This window comes from Acinetobacter sp. YH12227 (assembly GCF_013417785.1).
Taxonomy (GTDB): Bacteria; Pseudomonadota; Gammaproteobacteria; order Pseudomonadales; family Moraxellaceae; genus Acinetobacter; species Acinetobacter gandensis.
Genome location: NZ_VPDH01000041.1, coordinates 13504 through 33882, shown reverse-complemented (window position 1 = coordinate 33882; position 20379 = coordinate 13504). Strand labels below are relative to the sequence as shown.

The 20379-nt window shown below is 38.7% G+C and carries 13 protein-coding genes, 1 tRNA gene and 1 pseudogene; 4 read left to right on the top strand and 11 right to left on the bottom strand.

Annotation, left to right across the window (positions count from 1 at the left end; all coding sequences use genetic code 11):
* Positions 1-138: 138 nt before the first annotated feature.
* The 7 genes and pseudogenes from FTV09_RS10515 to efp form a co-directional block, all read right to left on the bottom strand.
* Positions 139-215, bottom strand: a tRNA-Val gene (locus tag FTV09_RS10515).
* Between the two features lie 31 nt (positions 216-246).
* Positions 247-2258, bottom strand: a pseudogene (locus FTV09_RS10510) (transglutaminaseTgpA domain-containing protein).
* A 3-nt stretch (positions 2259-2261) separates the two neighbouring features.
* Positions 2262-3167 carry a DUF58 domain-containing protein gene (locus tag FTV09_RS10505; protein WP_180058282.1) on the bottom strand — a complete coding sequence of 302 codons (906 nt, stop codon included), beginning with the start codon at positions 3165-3167 and terminating at the stop codon, positions 2262-2264.
* Positions 3168-3178: 11 nt separating this feature from the next.
* Positions 3179-4138: a MoxR family ATPase gene (locus tag FTV09_RS10500; RefSeq protein WP_180058281.1), complete on the bottom strand. Its 960-nt coding sequence runs from the start codon at positions 4136-4138 to the stop codon at positions 3179-3181.
* A 267-nt stretch (positions 4139-4405) separates the two neighbouring features.
* Positions 4406-4708 carry a YbdD/YjiX family protein gene (locus tag FTV09_RS10495; RefSeq protein WP_180058280.1) on the bottom strand — a complete coding sequence of 101 codons (303 nt, stop codon included), beginning with the start codon at positions 4706-4708 and terminating at the stop codon, positions 4406-4408.
* 13 nt (positions 4709-4721) lie between these two features.
* On the bottom strand, positions 4722-6824 hold the full coding sequence (locus tag FTV09_RS10490; RefSeq protein ID WP_180058279.1) for a carbon starvation CstA family protein: 2103 nt from the start codon (positions 6822-6824) through the stop codon (positions 4722-4724).
* A 196-nt stretch (positions 6825-7020) separates the two neighbouring features.
* Positions 7021-7590 (bottom strand): elongation factor P, encoded by a 570-nt coding sequence (gene efp, locus FTV09_RS10485; protein ID WP_067762759.1) that lies wholly within the window; start codon positions 7588-7590, stop codon positions 7021-7023.
* 387 nt (positions 7591-7977) lie between these two features.
* Here efp and epmB point away from each other — a divergent pair, with 387 nt between their 5' ends.
* Genes epmB through FTV09_RS10470 form a run of 3 tightly spaced genes read left to right on the top strand, consistent with a single transcriptional unit; the run spans position 7978 to position 12862 of the window.
* A complete protein-coding gene (gene epmB, locus FTV09_RS10480) occupies positions 7978-8994 on the top strand; it encodes an EF-P beta-lysylation protein EpmB (RefSeq protein ID WP_180058278.1) in 1017 nt (338 codons plus the stop codon).
* A gap of 14 nt (positions 8995-9008) precedes the next feature.
* Positions 9009-10754, top strand: a complete 1746-nt coding sequence (locus FTV09_RS10475) for a GTPase (protein ID WP_180058277.1) — start codon at positions 9009-9011, stop codon at positions 10752-10754.
* On the top strand, positions 10736-12862 hold the full coding sequence (locus FTV09_RS10470) for an EAL domain-containing protein (protein ID WP_180058276.1): 2127 nt from the start codon (positions 10736-10738) through the stop codon (positions 12860-12862). The genes FTV09_RS10475 and FTV09_RS10470 overlap by 19 nt, the downstream gene beginning before the upstream one ends.
* Before the next feature lie 95 nt (positions 12863-12957).
* Here the strand turns inward: FTV09_RS10470 and rpmE are convergent, their stop codons facing one another.
* From rpmE to FTV09_RS10450, 4 genes are all read right to left on the bottom strand, one after another.
* Entirely contained in the window at positions 12958-13182 is a 225-nt protein-coding gene (gene rpmE, locus FTV09_RS10465) for a 50S ribosomal protein L31 (RefSeq protein ID WP_067762762.1), read from the bottom strand.
* A 316-nt stretch (positions 13183-13498) separates the two neighbouring features.
* Positions 13499-14473 carry a bile acid:sodium symporter family protein gene (locus FTV09_RS10460; protein ID WP_067762763.1) on the bottom strand — a complete coding sequence of 325 codons (975 nt, stop codon included), beginning with the start codon at positions 14471-14473 and terminating at the stop codon, positions 13499-13501.
* A 183-nt stretch (positions 14474-14656) separates the two neighbouring features.
* Positions 14657-15058, bottom strand: a complete 402-nt coding sequence (gloA, locus tag FTV09_RS10455; protein ID WP_067762764.1) for a lactoylglutathione lyase — start codon at positions 15056-15058, stop codon at positions 14657-14659.
* A 210-nt stretch (positions 15059-15268) separates the two neighbouring features.
* Positions 15269-17407, bottom strand: coding sequence for an MFS transporter (locus FTV09_RS10450; protein WP_180058275.1), 2139 nt, complete (start codon positions 17405-17407; stop codon positions 15269-15271).
* A 261-nt stretch (positions 17408-17668) separates the two neighbouring features.
* On the opposite strand from FTV09_RS10450, the gene FTV09_RS10445 reads away from it, so the two are divergent.
* Positions 17669-20233 carry a Lon protease family protein gene (locus tag FTV09_RS10445; RefSeq protein WP_373687702.1) on the top strand — a complete coding sequence of 855 codons (2565 nt, stop codon included), beginning with the start codon at positions 17669-17671 and terminating at the stop codon, positions 20231-20233.
* The last annotated feature ends 146 nt before the right edge of the window (positions 20234-20379 follow it).

Genomic DNA, 20379 nt, shown 5'->3' with positions numbered 1-20379 from the left:
GAGATCCATGCACGTGTAGCAGTTCTTAACAGATTTACGGAATTAGGTCGACCACTTACCCAAGTTACGCCTTAAATTTGGCTCAATTAGGGGCGCTTTGCATTTCAAATCTTTGTGCAACAAAGCCTAATCGAATTATGGTAGGTATAAGCAGACTCGAACTGCTGACCTCTACGATGTCAACGTAGCGCTCTAACCAACTGAGCTATACACCTGAAGTCCAAGCATCATATTCATTTTTATTTTTTATGACAAGCCCTTTTCTGAGTTTTTTAAACTTTGCGTACAAGTTTTAAGCAAAGTCTTAAAACATTGAATATCTTGAGAACTTAGCGTTCTACCTACATAAATTTCCTGTTCAAATAACGTAATAGCTTCTTCAAATGAATCCTTTTCTTGTTCAGGTACATTTTCAGCCAAACGTTGTAGCCAATGCCTAAAACTTTCAGAAGTTCCTTTTTGTAGGTTCAAGGGTAATTTCTTTGCAAAATTGGTAATTTCTCTTTCAAGAGGGCTTAAACTTTTTCTTTTTTTCCACATAATCCATATAAAATAAAATACAACAACTCCACCAATACTCAATACAAGTATTAAACCTCCTGCATAAGCAGAATTTACACCGAGCTTTTTGAACCATTGTTGTTGAGATTCAGCATTATAACCTACGACCTTGCTTTGCCATTGGTAACTCGCATAATCACTCCATACACGGACTTTTTTTAATATGGCAAATTGCTGATAGGCCCAAGTCGACTGCTTTGTTCCAAAAATTGTCCGATCTTGTGCCATATAATCCTGCATTCCACCATCGATACGATGCGGTGCGATGATAGCCGTCGGATCAATACGACGCCAATTTTGATTGACATAAACCTCTGTCCACGCATGAGCATCGAGCTGACGAACTTCCCAACTTTTCCCATCTGGTGCTAATTGACCACCCTGATAACCCACAACGATTCGTGCTGGCACTCCAACATAACGCATCAACATTGCAAAACTTGAAGCAAAGTGTTCGCAAAAGCCTTGTCGTGAACCAAATAAAAAATCATCGATACGGTTTTGTCCAAGCACACCGGGGCTTAAAGTATAAACAAAGTTATTGTTTTGATACCAATGAAATACTTGATCTATATAACGCTCTGGATCCGCCCCACTTTTACCCCATAATTCTTGAGCCAATCGTTGAGACTTATGATCTAACTGATGTACATAACGCATATTTAGTTTAGCTAACCACTGTGACTGAACCACTTGCGGAAGCGATGCTATACCTAACCATTTTAATTGAATTGGTTCGGTCCGAGCCGTTAAACGATAAGGCGTAATTCGACCATCTTGACCAAATAGAAATCGTGGCTCTGTAGGCACAGATTGCTCAAGGGCCATCACCCACATTACACTAGGGTCAGCAGCAAGATATTGGTAATTTAAAGTCTTGCTCGGTAGTATTTGTGATACATCAAATTGAGTTGCTTGTTGATTTACAAAATGACTGGTCCATTTAGTGCCATCATATTCATCTAATGCCATCCCCCGCCAATACAGCTCTGTACGTGGTGGCAAGGCTTGAATATCACCGATTATACGAAAAGCTAAACTACTCGACTGTGATAATTCAGCAATATCGCCTGGAGACATGCTGTCACTGATACCTGTTGTGGCTTTATTTTCAGGAATTGGAATGTGCCATAGTGGCGGCAGGCGTGGAAAAAAGAGAAAAAGTAAGATAAAGAATGGAACAGCTAAGGAGATAAACTTTCCAACATGACCAATATCTTGTTTAATCGCTTGTATTTCACCGATTAAGTTTTGACTAAAACCAACAGTCTGTAAACGGTATAATCCAATAAAACAGCTCATTAACGCCGTTAAAACAAGCGCAGCCATGCCAAAGGATTGACTGAATAAAAAACTACTCGCAATCACAAATAAGGCAAAGTTAAATAAGATAATTACATCGCGTTTATTTTTCGTTTCTAGTGATTTGGCAAATAAAAATGTCGTAAGTACTGCTACACCTGCATCAACACCAATAAAAGTTTTATGGCTCAGGTAAATACTGATTAATGCACTCAAAGTCAGTAAATAAGTCCAAACTTTAGACAAGGGCTTTTTATTGACTCGCATATTGAGTAGCAAGCAAAGCCAAATAATAAAAAAACCAAAGTTGTCGCGATTGGAATATAAAGAACTTGAGTGGCAAGCACCAAAGCCAAAGTCAGTAAAATCGCACGTTGAATAGAAGGCTGAATCATATGTTAAGCCTGCGCCAATAAAAGTTTAGCTGTAGCCAATTGCTGTTGCCCTTGGCCAAATGGCAATTCAGCCTGTGGTAAATACATCGCATAAGTACAATTTAATTGTTCCGCTTGTTCAACTAAACCCATCATCAAACTGAGCTTTTCTTCATGTGAGTTCGCTGGCATTTGCTGATAATGTATTTCAAGTTTATGTTGATCAGCATATTGCTCAAATACTTTGACATATAAACCTTGCCCACGTGCTGCTTGCTTCCATGAAACAGCGTGCAATGAATCTCCTGTTTGAAAACTTCTCAGCTCACGAAACTCATCCATATCTGGTTCAAAATTTTGTTGATGTTGTTTATTTTCAGCACTTGTTACACTTGATTGAGGCGCTACCCAGGCCTCCTGTTGGACATATAAATATGTCCATGCTCTTACCAAGCCAAATGGATAAGTACTAAAAATCTGAATTTCAGGAATTGTAAATTTACCGCGGTGTGTCGTCTCAAAACTAATCTGAACATGATGCTGTTTGTCTTGAATGAGGATTTTTTGCAGATGTGTCGCTGTTTTAAACCAAAGATAACGAGCTTGTAATTGGTTTTGATTCAAGTACAAATTCACAATTTGAGGCTCACCAATTTGTGGCGTTTCCCCGACCACCACGTCAAGCGTTAAACCATGTAGTTGCTTAAACGTAAGATAAAAACTGATACACAACACTGCACTGATTAAAAAGCAAAAACCTAATATTAAGTTATTGGCATAATTCACACCTGCAATGAACGTGATGAAAATTAACGCCAGATACAAATAACCTTGCTGGTAGATGAAAATCAGTACATCTTTTTGAGTTAACTGCTTTTTCTGATCAATTTTAAAGCGTCTTGCAATCCACTGCTGCCATTTCGAAGCCAAAAGTCAGCTCCTTATTGAATTGCAATCTGTTGTAATAGTTGCTTTGATTCGGCATTGGACAAGCCGATACGATGTGCTACCACTGCAGCGAATACTGCTTGTATATCATCAGGATTGACATAATTTCTCTGTTCAATCAGCGCGTATGCTTGAGCTGCTTTTTTTAGTGCCAATACACCACGTGTGGACAAACCATGACGACCTTTTCGTGTTTCTGCGGCCAAATCCAAAATGTAATCAAGTATTTTTTCACTCAAGTGAATCTGCCCGACCAAGCTTTGCAGCTCTAATACTTCGGCTTCAGTAAAAACATGTTTTAAAGTCGCAATTAATTCATGGCGTGAGTCTTGTTGTAATAACAGTCTTTCCGCTTGTCGCGACGGATAACCTAAAGATAACCGCATTAAAAAACGGTCTAGTTGGGACTCAGGTAAAGCATAAGTACCGCTTTGAAATAAGGGGTTTTGTGTCGCAACCACCCAAAATGGTTGAGGCAGAGCATAACGTACACCATCGACCGTCACATAACCCTCTTCCATGGCTTCTAATAAAGCACTTTGAGTCTTTGGGCTACAACGGTTAATTTCATCTGCCAGTAAAATTTGGGTAAAAATTGGCCCCGACTTAAACTCAAAATGGTGCTCTTTTTGATTAAACATATTCACACCAATCACATCGCTGGCCAGCATGTCATTGGTAAATTGAATGCGTTGAAATTTCAGGCCTGCTAAGTGCGATAAAGCACTGGATAATGTTGTTTTTCCTAAACCAGGTAAGTCTTCAAATAGCACATGCCCGCCTGCCAATAGACAGGCTAAAGCCAATTTGGTTTGCTGATTTTTATCGAGAATAATTTGATTGATTTGATCAAGAAAAGTGTTAATTTTAGGATAATAGGACGCGAGTTTTTGCTCATCTACCAGACGATTTATTTGCTGTTGTTCTTGACGCTTCTCTGTTCCCCAAAACACCTTTTATTCCCCAATAAAAAAGTTGATTGATCACTAACATACAGGTTTTTAAATGGAAATACATTCTTTATAGCAAAACAATCTATGTAAAATCATACCTAATTTAGATTCCAATTAAATTTAAAAAGTATGCATCTTTCTTAACTTCGCGCCTTCGATTGCTACCTTGGCATAATAGCGCTCTGAATTTTTCATATCCTTTCGTTTAATCTCAAATTGATTGTGTAAAAAAAAGCGCCTCGAAAGGCGCTTTTTTTCATTATGTGTTTAACACGGACATTTTTTCATACCGCCACCAGCTGATGGATAACGTGCATCTACACAGTGACGATAAAATGTTTTTGCATCCATCGCTTCCAAATCAGGATGATGTTTTGCCATATGTTCCAAATAGTTTTGGTAATCTGGCACACCCACCATCAGGCGGAAGCTTTGCTGTAAACGTTGCCACAACGTCGCAATACGTGACCAGTTTTTCGGGTTCAGAATTAAATCCTTCTGCGACATAATGGTTATTTTAATGATCTTATAAATCACCGTTTTTCCACTTTTTGCAAACTTCAGGTTCATTCATATTCCCCTATTAATGTGCTGAATTTGACGGGTTAATTTCAGCTGGGTCACGGTAAATCGCTTCTGCTTCATTCACCGATGGGTTTGGATTTGCCAATGCACGACGTACCACACCAATTGCAGCAAACAACATGACAAAAGCCACGATCATAAAGAATGCACATAGACCCGCATTAATTTGATTCGACAATGCCACAGTTTGCATTTCAGCAACTGTTTTTGCAGGCGCTAAAATTTCGTTCTTCGCAATTGCAGCATTAAAACGATCTGCTTGAGCCAAGAAACCAATTTTAGGATTTTCGTGGAAAATCTTCTGCCATCCAGCAGTCATCGCAGTGATAAACAAGAATACAGTTGGAATGATCGTCACCCAAACATATTGTTGTTTCTTCATTTTAAACAGGATCACTGTACCCAAAATAAGTGCCATTGCAGCAAGAATTTGGTTACCGATACCGAATAATGGCCATAGGCTGTTAATACCACCGAGTGGATCAACTACGCCTTGATAAACAAAGAAACCCCAACCTGCAACAGCTACAGCTGTACCCAACATATTACCGAAGAAATTATGTGAGTTTTTTACCGCAGGAATCACGATACCCACAGTATCTTGCACCATGAAACGACATGCACGTGTACCCGCATCAACTGCCGTTAAAATGAAAAGTGCTTCGAATAAAATCGCAAAGTGATACCAGAACGCCATCATTGAACGGTTATTGAAAATTTCCGTAATGATGTGGGCCATACCAATGGCAAATGTTGGTGCACCACCAGTACGTGACAGAATTGAGTTTTCACCCACTTCTTGCGCAAGTAATGTTAATGCTTCAGGCGTGACCACAAAGCCTAAAGTACGTACTGCTTCTGCAGCAGACTCAACCGTTGTACCAATTACAGCCGCTGGCGCATTAATTGCAAAATATACACCTGGTTCAAGAATTGTTGCGCAAACCAATGCCATAATCGCAACAAATGATTCCATTAGCATGCCGCCGTAACCGATCATGCGAATATCTTTCTCATTATTCACAAGTTTCGGTGTCGTTCCTGAAGAAACGAGCGCATGGAAACCTGAAATCGCACCACAAGCAATGGTAATAAACAAGAACGGGAACATTGAGCCGGCAAATACAGGGCCTGTACCATCAATGAAATGTGTTACCGCTGGCATTTTCATTTCAGGTAATGCAAACATGATACCAATTGCTAAACCTGCAATAACACCAATTTTCAAGAAGGTAGATAGGTAATCACGTGGAGCAAGCAGCAACCAAACGGGTAATACAGATGCCACGAAACCATAACCGATCAGCCACCAAGTCAGTTCAGTACCTGAAAGAGTAAAGAATGGCCCCCAGTATGGATGTTGTGCAATATCACCACCGTAGATAATACCCGCCATCATTAATACAAAGCCAATTATAGAGACTTCAGCAATTTTACCTGGACGGATATAACGCATGTATATCCCCATGAAAATTGCAATTGGTACAGTAGCAGCAATACTAAATACGCCCCATGGACTGTTGGTTAATGCTTTTACAACAACCAATGCCAGTACCGCGAGAATAATGATCATTACACCCAAGGCACCAAGCATAACGATGATACCGGCAAAAGAACCCAGTTCTTGTTTTGCCATTTCACCCAGTGAACGACCATCACGGCGTGTTGAAATAAATAAGACAAGGAAGTCTTGTACCGCACCGGCAAGTACCACACCCACTAAAAGCCAAATTGTCCCTGGTAAGTAACCCATTTGAGCGGCAAGAATAGGTCCCACTAAAGGACCCGCACCCGCAATCGCAGCAAAGTGGTGACCAAATAAAACACTTTTATTTGTTGGCACATAATCTAGACCGTCAGCTAAACGATGTGCAGGTGTTAAACGTCGTTCATTTAGCTCAAATACTTTATTTGCAATAAACAAGCTATAAAAACGATATGCAATGCTATATACACAGATTGCTGCAAGAATAAGCCAGACTGCATTGACATGCTCGCCACGACTTAGTGCCAAGATACCGAATGATACGGCACCTAGAATGGCCACAAACAGCCAGATAATTTTTGAAGCCATTCCTGACTTCGGTTGAATGGTTTCCATCTCAATCCCTCATAAATATTGAAATAAATCAGCTTGATTTTTCTTGTTCGAGGTACTGCTGTTTCTTCCCTTGAAACTTTACTCCTGTTATGGCCGTTTTCATCTAATACTTTGGCATACAAAACTAAACCATTAGGTATAAAAAAAGGGATGATTCATCATCATCCCTTTCGATAATAGTCTATTTTTTAAACCATTATGCACGTTCTAAATAATCACCAGTACGAGTGTCTACACGAACGCTTTCTTCTTGCTGTACAAATAATGGAACACGTACAACTGCACCTGTTTCAAGCTTAGCAGGTTTACCGCCACCGCCTGAAGTATCACCACGTACGCCTGGATCAGTTTCAACGATTTTTAACACAACGAAGTTAGGCGCGCTCACAGTTAAAGGAACACCGTTCCAAAGCATGATTGTGCAAAGTTCGTTTGAGTCATCTTTCAACCATTTAGCCGCGTCGCCCATAGCAACTTTATCAGCAGCGATTTGTTCGAAAGATTCTGGATCCATGAAGTTCCACATTTCACCGTCGTTATACAAGTAGTTCATTTCAACTTCTTGGATGTCAGCAGCTTCTAGTGAATCACCAGATTTAAATGTTTTTTCTAAAACTTTACCAGTTTTAAGGTTACGTAATTTTACACGGTTAAAAGCTTGGCCTTTACCTGGTTTTACGTATTCGTTTTCCATGATTGAACATGGGTTACCGTCAAGCATGACCTTAAGGCCCGACTTGAAATCATTCGTAGAATAATAGGCCATGACTGGCTCACTCCAAACTTACTAACTTTAATCTATAGTGCTACGGGCTATGACAAGTCATTTAGCAAGAACTAACTTGAGCATAAAAAGCTGCCACATGCACATTAATGTGATGTTGCGTATTCTAAATGACCAATACACTATGTCGCAATGAAAAAATCCCGCTTAAAGCGCCTAAGATGATTAAGTTACACTCATACATGAAAGATCTTTGTTTATACAACAGTCATGAACAGATAAAATTAGAGTGGTCTCAAAGCCAAATTATTTTTTTAATTGTGATTCATCATGTATCCAATTAAATGAGATCAGCTAGAAATATATTCTGAGATCAGCATTTATTCGGCTTATAGACGTCCCCTAACCCTGCATTTTCAAAAATTCGGCATGATAAACTATTTATTTCAAGAGCAAAACTGGCAAACTCAACTCAGTGATTTGATTACTGACCCACGTGAATTGCTTGATACCCTAGCACTTTCACATGATCAACTTTTGTCAGGTGCACTACTTGCCACGGATCAATTTCGCTTACGTGTACCACGTGCTTTTGTAGAAAAAATGCAAAAAGGTAATCCGCTTGATCCGATATTACTGCAAGTCTTACCACATCATCTCGAACTTGAAGAGCATGAAGGTTTTGTCACCGACCCTTTAGGCGAAGAACAAGCCAACCAACAACCTGGCGTCTTACATAAATATAAATCACGATTTTTACTGACATTGACAGGTGCATGTGCCGTTCATTGTCGTTACTGTTTCCGCCGTCATTTTCCATACCAAGAAAACCTACCTAAAAATGATGACTGGCCAAATATCAAACAATATATTGAACAGCAACCCGATATTAATGAAGTGATTTTAAGTGGTGGTGACCCACTGACGCTGTCAAATCGTAAACTTCAACTCTGGATTGATCGTTTATCTGAAATTCCTCAGATTAAATTTTTGAGAATTCATTCACGAGTTCCTATCGTAATCCCCAACCGTGTCGATGAAGAGCTGGTTTCTATTTTAAAAAACAGTAGGCTACGCATTATTCTAGTGGTACACTCAAATCATGCATCTGAGCTTGATGATTTTACGTGCAGCCAGCTTCAACAGCTTGTCAAACAAGGAATCACCGTGCTTAACCAAGCCGTTTTATTGAAAGGGGTCAATGATTCAGCTGATGTATTGGTCGAACTAAGTTACCGCTTATTCGATGCAGGCGTGATGCCTTATTACTTACATGTTCTAGATAAAGTCAAAGGTGCTTCACATTTTGATACACCGGCGCAGAACATAGATTTAATTTATAAAGAAGTTTTAGAGAATCTACCGGGTTACTTGGTTCCTAAACTTGTACGGGAAATCGCGGGCGAGAAAAACAAGACACCGCTTTTTGGGGCTTCAACTTTTTGAGTTAAATAATAAAGATGACCACGCATACTTCAGATACGTTTCAACATCCGACTGAATTAAAGCTGGATAAACTGAGCTTTTGTCCTACCAATGCCAAAGGACTACAAGAGTGGTTAAATGGCATTTCAATTTTACAATTAGGTACTTCATCTAAAGCACTGTTCAATGCGTTGTTAGAAATTTCTGAGCTCAAGTGCCAAGAAATGCTACGTTTTGATTTGGTTCAGATTGTTCATCCAACTTTGGACAGTGTGCTTACCAGTTTAGAAAAGCACTTTACTAATCAGAGCCTAATTACGACGGATCGTAACGACCAAATCATTGAATTGGCCATGTTATTACGTAGCCATTTTGCCAAGATTTATATTGATATTGCCAAACGCTGTAACCAACAGCTTAATCAGCAAAAATTTTCAATTTTTTCATTTGGTCATAAAAAAAGTTTACAAACCGCGCGTATTGCTTCGATTTACTATGCGCTACAACAAATGACTATGCTGTTGTATCAACAGCACATGCTGTACACCATGCCGGTTCCAGGGCAATGGCTCGCTGCACATCAGTTAATTGAATGTGCCATTGAACATAATTTTTATCAAAGTAATATTAATCAGGTTTTAGGTACACAGCACCAAATTGCTAATATTGCGCAAGCCTACGCACAACTGATTTTGCTGGATATATTTAATAATAATCAAATTCGTCCTGCTGAAATACACGGGTTATATTTGTGTAGTTATGATTGGGCGAAGCTCATTCAAATTTTACCAAAAGAAACCACTCTATCGCGTTATATTGTTGACTGTAAAAAAGACTACCCACCAGTATTAAACGCGAAGCAAAATAATCAGTATCAACCCAATGTGTATATTTCTACACAGAGTTTACTTGAGCATTTGACTGAAACTCAGACTAAGAATGCCAACTATCTGTCGAAGAATGAGAAATTATTCTTAACCCCTGCACTGTATTTCCATATTCATAACATTCTGACCAACAATACAGAACGCCGTCATGAGCGTTATGAGTACTCGGCACAAATCAATATTTGTTTCAGTTTATCTGTTGCACACTTTTATCTTTCTAAAGGTAAAAACTTTAACGAAACACTTGAACTTGAAGGCAATTATCAATTCCATAATGAAGCTTCATTTGTTAATGCCAGTGATTCAAACATACCTACAGGCATGACCAATGCCAAAGCTCTCGACCGTGAAGCAAAGCAAATTCATAGCGCAGAAGTACTGGACATTAGTGTCAATGGCTACCGTATTAAATGGACAGGTACAACACCGGCCAACTTAAAAACTGGCGAATTTATTTTAATTCAAGAAAATGCTCAAAGCCCTTGGCGTGGTGGAGTGATTCGCTGGATTAAACAGTCTTCTGAAAAAAGTCTCGAACTTGGCTTAGAAGTCTTAGCACAAGACCTCTACCCTTGTTCCGCGCATATTCGGACTGACCGCAACACAACGAATCACCAGCCAGCACTTTTGGTTCAAACTACACAACTTGACCAAGTATCAACCACGCTTATTTTGCCGGGTGCCAACCTGTTCCGCGAAAAGCAAACGATACACTTACGTCTAGGTAAAGAAGATCTAAAAGTTTACTTAAACAAAGCGCAGTTAGTAACGCAAAGCTTTATTCGCTTTGAATATGAATTATTGAATGAAGAGCAAGAAAATGTCGTTAAAGACTTTATTGCGAAACAGAGCAATGAAATCAAAAATAATGACTTATGGGAAGCATTGAAGTGAGAAATCCATTACTGTCTAAAAAGCTAAAACGTACGGAAACACGCTTACTGATTATTGATGATAATCAAATACGTTTTAACCAAATTCAAGATTTATTGACAGAAAGTGAGCATCAAGTTCAAGCCAGCTTACTCGACGATTTACAAAATTTTGAAAAACAACTGAATCTAAATTGGGACTTAATTATTTTTGGTCGAGCTTATGACCTGAAATATGAGCAAGCATTAAGTTTGGTTCAGCTTTCTAATCAACCGAACTTGCCAATCATTCTATTAAAGCCAGAAGATTATCAAGCGGAACAATACGCGAATTATATCCGTAAAGGCATTTATGACATTTTAGATTTAAACGAAATAGATAATTTCTATCTTGGTTTAATTCGTGCCCTTTCATTTAGTCGTTTACAACAAACGCAACAACATTTAATGGATGAACTGGAAACTGCGCAAACTCAAACACAAGCGTTGGTTGAAGATAGTCGTAAAGCAGTTGCAGTCATTCAGGAAGGTATTCATATTCAAGCCAATGCTGAATACTTAACTCTTTTTGGTTTGAATAATGAGGATGATGTCATTGGTTTACCATTACTCGACTTATTACAACCGACCGATTTGAATGATTTTAAACAGCGCTTTAAGAAAATCAGCCAAGGCCAATTTGATTTAGGTCGTTTCGATCTTTCTTCACAAAATGCTGCGGTGGTAAAACAAAACCCATTGAAGTTAGAGTTTATTGCAGCGACAGAAGAAGATGCGCTACAACTCGCTGTAGATATAACAACAGAATCTACAAGACAAACTACAGTTAATACCGAAAACGTTGCTCAGAAGCCGAAAAGCTACCAACAAATTAACCGAACGATGACCAAGCAGCCATCTACTGTTAATGCATTGGTATTATTTACCCTTTCATCGTGTTCTGATGCTATTTTACAATCCAATTGGAATACCTATAAGAGCTATTTCAGTAATGTAAAAGAGTTCCTCAAAGAACAAACCCATGTACCATTATTTAGTCTAGACAATGGCGCATTTGTGGCTTTATTCCAAGCGGATAATCAAGCTAAATTAGATTCAAAATTAATTGGCTTAAATACTTTAAGTAAGCCGCAATTATTGACTGTAAATAATGAAAGCTACCCACTGAATCTGCGTATCGGTTATGCAGTTTTAAATGGCGACCTTCGTGATGAATCGCATTTGGAACAAGTCATTAGCCAGGCCTTTACGACTGCACTACCAACCAATCAGAAAGCACCTGAAATTGATTTAAATATTCCACTTGAATTAGAAATCCCTGCGCTAGATTTTGGTACGCCTGAGGCTCAAATTGCGCCAATTAGCGTAAGTAATGAAGTACCTGTCTTAAAAGCACTTCGTACAAGCTTAGAACGTGGTGAAATTCATCTTAAATATCAACAGCTTTATGATAAAGAAGATAGCCATTTATATACGTATGAAGTGACCAGTGGCTTCATTTTTGAAAACAAATGGAAAGATATTGCTCAACTACGTGAACTCGCTGAAGACTCTGAACTATCGATTAAATTAGATCGCTGGATTTTAGTTGAATCATGTAAGCAATTACATAATTTTATTACACAGTTCCCTGATGCAAAATTAATTGTAAACTTAAACAAAGAAGTCTTGTACAACGATCGTACCTTCCCTGAATTTATTTCGAAGTTAATTACAATTATTCGTAGTAAGGTGAAAAACCCATTAATTTTGCAATTTTCAGAAGAAGACATTCAGACCAATCTTGCTGATGCACAAAAAGCATTTATAGAATTACGCAAAAATGGTGCTGATTTAGCACTACGTAATTTCGGCCATTCAATGTATAGCGAGTCATTACTTCACCAAGTTGATGTAAATTGCTTAACATTGGATAATAGCCTCACGAAGATGTTAGCCAATGATAAATCATGTCTAGAATTGCAGGAAAAAATTGCTGCCTTTAATGAAATCAGAAACGTAGAAATTCTACTACGTGAACTGAATGACATGACGTTGTTTGCCAATGCTTGGAACGTTGAAGCTCGATTTATTCAGGGCGATTACTTCCAGAAAAAACTAGATCATTTAATCGATATTCAAGACCAATAAGGTCTTGGATATTTATGCTGTCTAAAATTGACATTTCATTCAGTTTAAATAGGCACAAAAAAACGGGCATAAAGCCCGTTTTTTTGTTTTGGATATTAACGTTTGATAGAACGTGACATACCAGCAAAACGTTGTTTGAATTTGTCGATACGACCGCCAGTATCAACGTTCTTCTGTTTACCAGTGTAGAATGGGTGGCAAGCAGAACATACGTCTAGGTAAACAGTTTCTTTACCAAGAGCTGAACGAGTTTCGATTACGTTACCACATGAACAAGTAGCAACTAAAGTATCATATTTTGGGTGAATATCGGCGCGCATCGTCGATTACTCCTAAGATTCAAGAAGGTTTAGCTGTCATCGCAATTGATCACTCTTGTAGACATACAAGGAAGGCTTATAAAGCAGATCAACACCATAACAGACCATTCTTTTGGCCCACCGAGACGGATACCGTCAGAGCTAAGCACAACAAGTTGGGCAGTATTATATCTGATATAAATTGATTAATAAATAGAGCTACACCCCTCAATTGATCAGATTCGATAATGCCCTATTCTTTACTCAGTCTTTTCAATCCCACATTCAAATCTAGCAGCTTAGTTCAATAAGCTCGTTTGCCCATTCATACTGAAATTTAAAGTTTACCTGCTTGTTGCTTTGACCAAATATTTGCGATCACTCCACACACCATCAATTGAATCTGGTGGAAAATCATAATCGGTAAAACAATCATACCGAGTGGTTGACCAATAAATAAGATTTGAGCCATTGGTACACCACTTGCCAAGGTCTTTTTTGATCCACAAAAGAATATAGTTTTTTGATCAGCACGATTAAAGCCCAACCATCTAGGGACATAGAGTGCAAGTAACATCACGATAGTCAGTAATACTGAACACGCTACAATCAGTATAAATAAAGTCATTCCACTGACTTGATGCCAAAGACCTGCTACGACAGCACTACTAAAAGCGCCATACACCACCATTAAGATTGATCCTTGATCAAATACTTTAACGATCTTGGGTAGTTTTTTCATATACGGAAACACCCATGGCCGTAAGACCTGACCTAAGATGAAAGGAACCAAGAGCAATAAAGTAATTTGGATAATCGATGCGGTCGGATCATAATTATGTTGTGATTGCCCCAAGATAAAATAAGCGACCAGTACAGGTGTAATAAACATACCAATAATATTAGAGAAGGATGCGCTACACACGGCACCTGCAACATTACCTTGGGAAACGGATGTAAATGCTATGGAGGATTGAACTGTTGAGGGTAAAAAACACATAAACAAGAAACCCCAGTACAACTCCTTTCCTAACATCGGTACAAGTATAGGTTTAGCCAATAAGCCTAATATTGGAAACAATGCAAATGTAAATGCGAAGACCAGCGCATGTAACTTCCAGTGCATGACTCCTTCTATCACAGCTTCACGTGACAATTTGGCACCATGCAAAAAAAATAAAATCGCAATTGCAGCGGTGGTGACCACACCAAAAATATCTGCCGCCTGCCCTGAAACTGGTAAAAATGTTGCCAATATCACCATAACAAATAAAAGTATCGTAAAACGATCAAGCGCTAACAGTTTCAACATCACTACATCCTGTATTGTTATTTCTAAACTTTATTTCAGACATAAAAATGCCCAACAAGTTAAATTTACCGAGAGGTAAACATTTATCTTACTGGGCATATATAAAAAAGCGAGTGCGATTCACTTATATTCGTTATTTAGTACAATGATTTAGCCTAAATGATAAATATAAAAACATCTGGCTTAGTTATTACGTGCATTGACATCTTGTTGAATCAGTTCGATCTTGTAGCCATCTGGATCTTCTACGAATGCAATAACTGTTACGCCGCCCTTCATTGGGCCTGCTTCACGCACTACATTACCACCACGTGATTTAATCTCTTCACACGCTTGATAAGCATCATCAACTGCAATCGCAATATGACCATAAGCATTACCCAGCTCATACTCAGCTGTATCCCAATTGTGAGTGAGTTCAAGTACGGTATGGTTCGCTTCATCACCATAACCTACAAATGCAAGAGTAAAACGACCTTCTTCATAGTCACGTTTACGAAGCAAAGTCATACCGAGTACTTCAGTGTAAAATGCCAATGAGCGTTCTAAATTGCCTACACGTAACATGGTATGCAGCATGCGCATGATTCATTTTCCTAAACATTAATTTTGCTGATTACTATAGGCATTTAAATACAAAAGTTCAATTTGAATACCATTCGTCTTTATGTGCCTAGAAATAACTGAAGTACTATCCTTTAATACTAATGCGATGATACTTATCATTATGCCCATAAAAAAGCTCATCATAATGATGAGCTTTTTTATCTACTTCATATGTCTATTAAAGTCATTTTAACTACTTTTTTGCCCGTGTTCTCTTAGTAGCTTTGCAACCCAAACTACTAAAATTAAAATTGGAATACCGATTAAAGTTGTCATGAGGAAAAATTTTGGATAACCGATATTCGTCACAATCGTGCCTGAATAGCCGCCTAAGATTTTTGGCGTTAAAGTCATTAACGAACTGAAAATAGCATATTGCACAGCAGTAAATGAAACACTTGTTAAACTCGATAAGAATGCAATAAATGCTGCACCTGCTAAACCAGAAGCTAAGTTGTCAACAATAATGGCAAAGTACAACCATTTAGAACTATAAGGTTTAATCACTTTACCTTTTATTTCAACTTCATTTCCCGCTTGAGCCAAGTTTACAGGCTGAATATCAATATCAAGTACACCCGCCATATTCGCAGACGTATTTACATCATATTTGTGTTGCTTTGTAGAAATGACTTTCGTTCCATCTACAACTTGAGTCAATAATTGTTTAGAGCTTGAATTTACCAAAACTTGCCCCGGAATCGTTGCTGTGAAAATACCTTGCTTATCCAGTTTGGCATCGAAAGGTTTCCCATCTAACAACACCTGAATTTTCTGAGCATCACTTAATTCACGATTATAATTTCCACGAACCACAATACCATTGCTCTGCTCATGCGCACTTACAACGTTGTCTGCGGTCACAGGATAAAGCAATAATGCACCTGTATTTTTCGCATCATTTAAGTAAGGCATACTGACTGTAACTGGATGCGAATCAGCAATCGAGTAAACAGCTGTTGCTGAAATCTCTTTGTTCTGCTTTAACACATCCGTTGGCACTGTAATTTTCCAAGCACCTGTTTCATCAGGAATCGCAACATAATTTTTATCACCCACTTGGACTTTTACTGGATCTAATGATTGACCTGATTTAACTAATCCAATAAAAATCAAATTGGTTGAACTCGCTAAAATCGCACCAACGAACATCAATTTCATGATATTCATGCGCTGCGCCAATAGACCGCCAAGAAAGCCACCAACCAAACTAAAAATTACACCATAGACTTTAACCGCTTCAGCAATTTGTTCTTTGCTGAAATTTAAGTCTTGATAAAACACATTGGAAATTACACCTGCAATGATGTCTGAGATGCGATAAAAGCCAATCAATAAAAGTAAGACCAATGCAAGTTTTAAACCATAACGCTTAAAGAAATCAGCAATCGGATTTACCCAAGTTTCATACGCCATCTGCTTGTTTACAGCACCAGCTTTTACCAGCATTGAACCAACAAGTAATGCGACTGCACCTGAGCCAATGAAACGTACAGCTTCTAAGCTAAATAATAAGAATGAATCTTTAACTTCCCAAGCGGCTTTTAATACGTCCAGCAGCCGTCCTGAATAAATATAGCTCAAGACGAAACTAATCACCGAAACGAAAAATACCGCAACCAAACGATAGTAATCACTACGTTTATAATCTTTTTGTTTCCGCTCTACATTTGGCTCACGAATACAAAGTGTGGTGATAATACCGACAAACATGACAGCTGCCATTGCTAAGTAAGTATATTTCCAAGCATCGTATATATAATTACCTTTGGCTGTACCTAAGTAAGCTGCCAAAAATAAAGCCCCCGCACCCGCAACAATCATCCCTATACGGTAGCCCGCATTATATGTAGACGCTAAAACGGTTTGCATTTCTGCTTCAGCAAGCTCGATACGATAAGCATCAATCACAATATCTTGTGTCGCAGCAGAGAAACCGAGCAAAACTGCGCCTGCCGCCATTTGATAAATATAGCTTTGACCTAAAGCTGGATCTGAAAAAGCCATAATACAAATGGCACAGATGATTAAAATCTGCGCGATCAACAACCAAGCTCGACGGCGACCAAGCTGTGAAGTTAAAAATGGAACAGGTAATTCATCAATCAGTGGTGCCCAAACAAACTTAAAGGAATAACCGAGTGCTGCCCAACTGAAAAAAGTTACCGCACTTTTATCAATCCCAGCTTCACCTAACCACAGCGATAAACTTGAAAATATAAGTAGAATTGGAATACCGGCTGAAAAACCGAGAAACAGCATAATCAGCGCACGCCGATCTAAAAACGCAGTAAAAGCAGATTTCCATCCTGAAGCTTGTGTTGTCATGACTCAGATTATTTTTGTCAAAATCGAATGATGCTATTCAATCGCTTAATCAATTTTGTTTCAACAACATTTATGAAATCATTGTTTTATTTTATAGAGAAATAATCAGCTGTTGCTTGATCTTTACCATCAAACCTGTATACCTTTAATCTATATTCTTTATCTTTTGTTTTGGATTCAACAGTGACCCAGCGACTTGAACAAATTCACTCTTCTTTATCAACTACAGTCAACGAAAGCGGCACAAACAATCCGCAAGAAATTCAAACGACTTTAAAGAGCGCATTTGATCAACCAGAAATTCAGAACACGCTAACAAAAACACAATTACCTCCAGAGCAACTCACACACACACCTGACCTAAAAAAAATACCAACATCTACTAAACGTATAAAACCGCTAAATGATTTTTTAGGACAAGATCGTGCACGTGCTTCGGTTGAGGCAGGCATTGCATTGCCTTATTCCGGCTACAATATATTTGCAGTGGGTACAGCTGGGCTTGGTAAACGCACCATGATTAAGCGTTTATTACAACAACACGCGAAAAATATGCCAACACCTTGTGATTGGGTATATGTCAATAATTTTAAATTTCCACGCGAACCTTTAGCCCTTCAGTTCCCAGCTGGGCAAGCTGTTAAGTTTCAAACCATGCTGCATCAAAGCTGGCAAACCATTTTAAAGCAGCTTGAACGACGCTTCACTGCTGAAACGTATCACAATCGTATTGAGATGATTCGCCAACATGCCGGTGATGAACAACATCAAGCTTTAATTGAAATTACACGTGAAGGTGAAGACCTCGATCTAAAGCTCATTTCTCAAGACGATGAACATTGTTTCGTACCTGTACATTTGATTGATGACAAATATCAAGAAATGTCCAAAGAAGACATCAATGCTTTAAATAGTAAGCAGCGCGCCGAAATTGCGTCCAATATGCGTTATATGGATAAAAAACTTGAACGCTTAGGCTTACATCTTGGTGATCTAGAAGATAATGCACGTGATAAAGTTCAATTATTAAACCGTGAAATTGCTAAACAAGTGGTAATTCCACGGATTGATTTAATTCAGAATAAATTTGGATCTGTAGCAGGTTTAGAGAATTATCTTAAATTGTATGCAGACGACATTATTAGTAATGTTGAATTTGTGCTCGAGCAGGAAGAAGATGATTTTACCCCAGGTCAATTCAATCGCATTCCTTCACGTTACCAAGCCAATATCATAGCAAGCCACAAGCCAAATGCTGGCGCACCCGTTATTTTTGAAGACTTTCCAACGCACTACAACTTATTGGGTCATGTTGAACAACTGACTCAAAATGGCACAATTACCACGGACTTTACTTTAATCCGTCCTGGTTCATTGCATAAAGCCAATGGCGGTTTTCTTATTTTAGAAGCAGAGCAATTACTGGAACAGCCGTATGCGTGGCAAGGTTTAAAGCGTGCCTTAAAATCTGGGCAATTAAAACTTTCATCGCTTGAACACATGCTCACTTTAACCGGTAGTATTTCAATTGAACCAGCTGCAATTGATTTAAATATCAAAGTGATATTGCTAGCTGAACCAGATATTTATTATGACATTTTAGAGCTTGAACCTGAGTTAGGCAGTGTCTTTAAAATCCGTGCTGACTTTACAGATACATTACAACGTAATGACATTAATGAGCAGGCTTATATGCAGCTCATTGCCGATTATGTACAAACAGATAAATTATTACCATTTGACCGCAGTGCTTTGGCAGCTTTATTGACCGACTCTAGCCGTCAAGCCGAAGATCAAAGCTCTTTGTCATTACACGCCCTCACCTTGGGTGACTTGATTCGTGAAGCACATCATCACGCTGCACTTTCGGGCGACAAAATGGTGACTGAAAATCACATCAATACCGCACTCGATCACCGTAAGTATCGCTTAGGTTATTTGCGTGAATTGTATTGGCAAGATCTCAGCCGTGGCACACAGTTAATTGAAACAAAAGGACACCGTCTCGGACAAATTAATGCTTTGTCGGTGATTCAATATGCTGATGTTGAATTTGGTTTACCTTCTCGCCTAACCGCATCGGTATATCAAGGTGGTGGAGATATTCTCGATATCGAACGTAGTGTTGAACTCGGCGGCTCTTTACATGCCAAAGGTGTGTTATTAATGTCGAGCTTCCTTAAAGCTCACTTTGGTCGTGAACAAATCTTACATTTCTCTGCTGCCCTCGCCTTTGAACAAAGTTATGGTCAAGTCGATGGCGACAGCGCAACTGTTGCTGAACTATCTGCTTTAATTTCTGCCATCAGCCAACTACCTATTGATCAATCATGGGCAATAACAGGCTCAATGAACCAATTGGGACAAGTACAACCGATTGGCGGCGTGAATGCCAAAATAGAAGGCTTTTACGATGCATGTAAGTTGCAAGGTTTAACCGGCAAACAAGGCGTAATTATTCCACGTCAAAACATGCAACATCTGATGTTGCGTAAAGACGTAATCGAAGCGGTAACACTTGGGCAATTCCACATTCATGCCATTGATACCATCGACCAAGCTTTAGAAATTTTGATGGCTCGCCCTGTGGGCACACTTGATAAAAAAGGACGTTATAGCAAAGGTTCAATTTATGCTGCTGTTATGGAGCAATTAGAATACTGGCAAGCAATTGAAGATGGAGCCGAGTTCGAGGAAGAAGAACCGAAGAAAAAGAAAAAAAAGAAGAAAGCCAAAAAAGACAAAAAGTCCAAAAAAGTAGATACTGCGAAAGAAGCTGAATCGAATGAAGAAAATATCGATGAAGTGAGCGCTAACGCAGAATAAACTTTGAGTGGAAACAATCGTTGAGTTATTCGCCGCACAATTAAATAAAACTTAGATTGTGTCGCGAATTTTCACCTAAATTTTAAATACTTCGTATATTTGAGATATAAAAAAAGCGCTTTCGAGAGCGCTATTTTTATTTGCAT

What these genes read in the sequence shown, in the direction of transcription:
- FTV09_RS10495 (WP_180058280.1), bottom strand. Translation starts at nt 4,708, where the DNA reads ATGAACCTGAAGTTTGCAAAAAGTGGAAAAACGGTGATTTATAAGATC.
- FTV09_RS10490 (WP_180058279.1), bottom strand. Translation starts at nt 6,824, where the DNA reads ATGGAAACCATTCAACCGAAGTCAGGAATGGCTTCAAAAATTATCTGG.
- efp (WP_067762759.1), bottom strand. Translation starts at nt 7,590, where the DNA reads ATGGCCTATTATTCTACGAATGATTTCAAGTCGGGCCTTAAGGTCATG.
- epmB (WP_180058278.1), top strand. Translation starts at nt 7,978, where the DNA reads ATGATAAACTATTTATTTCAAGAGCAAAACTGGCAAACTCAACTCAGT.
- FTV09_RS10475 (WP_180058277.1), top strand. Translation starts at nt 9,009, where the DNA reads ATGACCACGCATACTTCAGATACGTTTCAACATCCGACTGAATTAAAG.
- FTV09_RS10470 (WP_180058276.1), top strand. Translation starts at nt 10,736, where the DNA reads ATGGGAAGCATTGAAGTGAGAAATCCATTACTGTCTAAAAAGCTAAAA.
- rpmE (WP_067762762.1), bottom strand. Translation starts at nt 13,182, where the DNA reads ATGCGCGCCGATATTCACCCAAAATATGATACTTTAGTTGCTACTTGT.
- FTV09_RS10460 (WP_067762763.1), bottom strand. Translation starts at nt 14,473, where the DNA reads ATGTTGAAACTGTTAGCGCTTGATCGTTTTACGATACTTTTATTTGTT.
- gloA (WP_067762764.1), bottom strand. Translation starts at nt 15,058, where the DNA reads ATGCGCATGCTGCATACCATGTTACGTGTAGGCAATTTAGAACGCTCA.
- FTV09_RS10450 (WP_180058275.1), bottom strand. Translation starts at nt 17,407, where the DNA reads ATGACAACACAAGCTTCAGGATGGAAATCTGCTTTTACTGCGTTTTTA.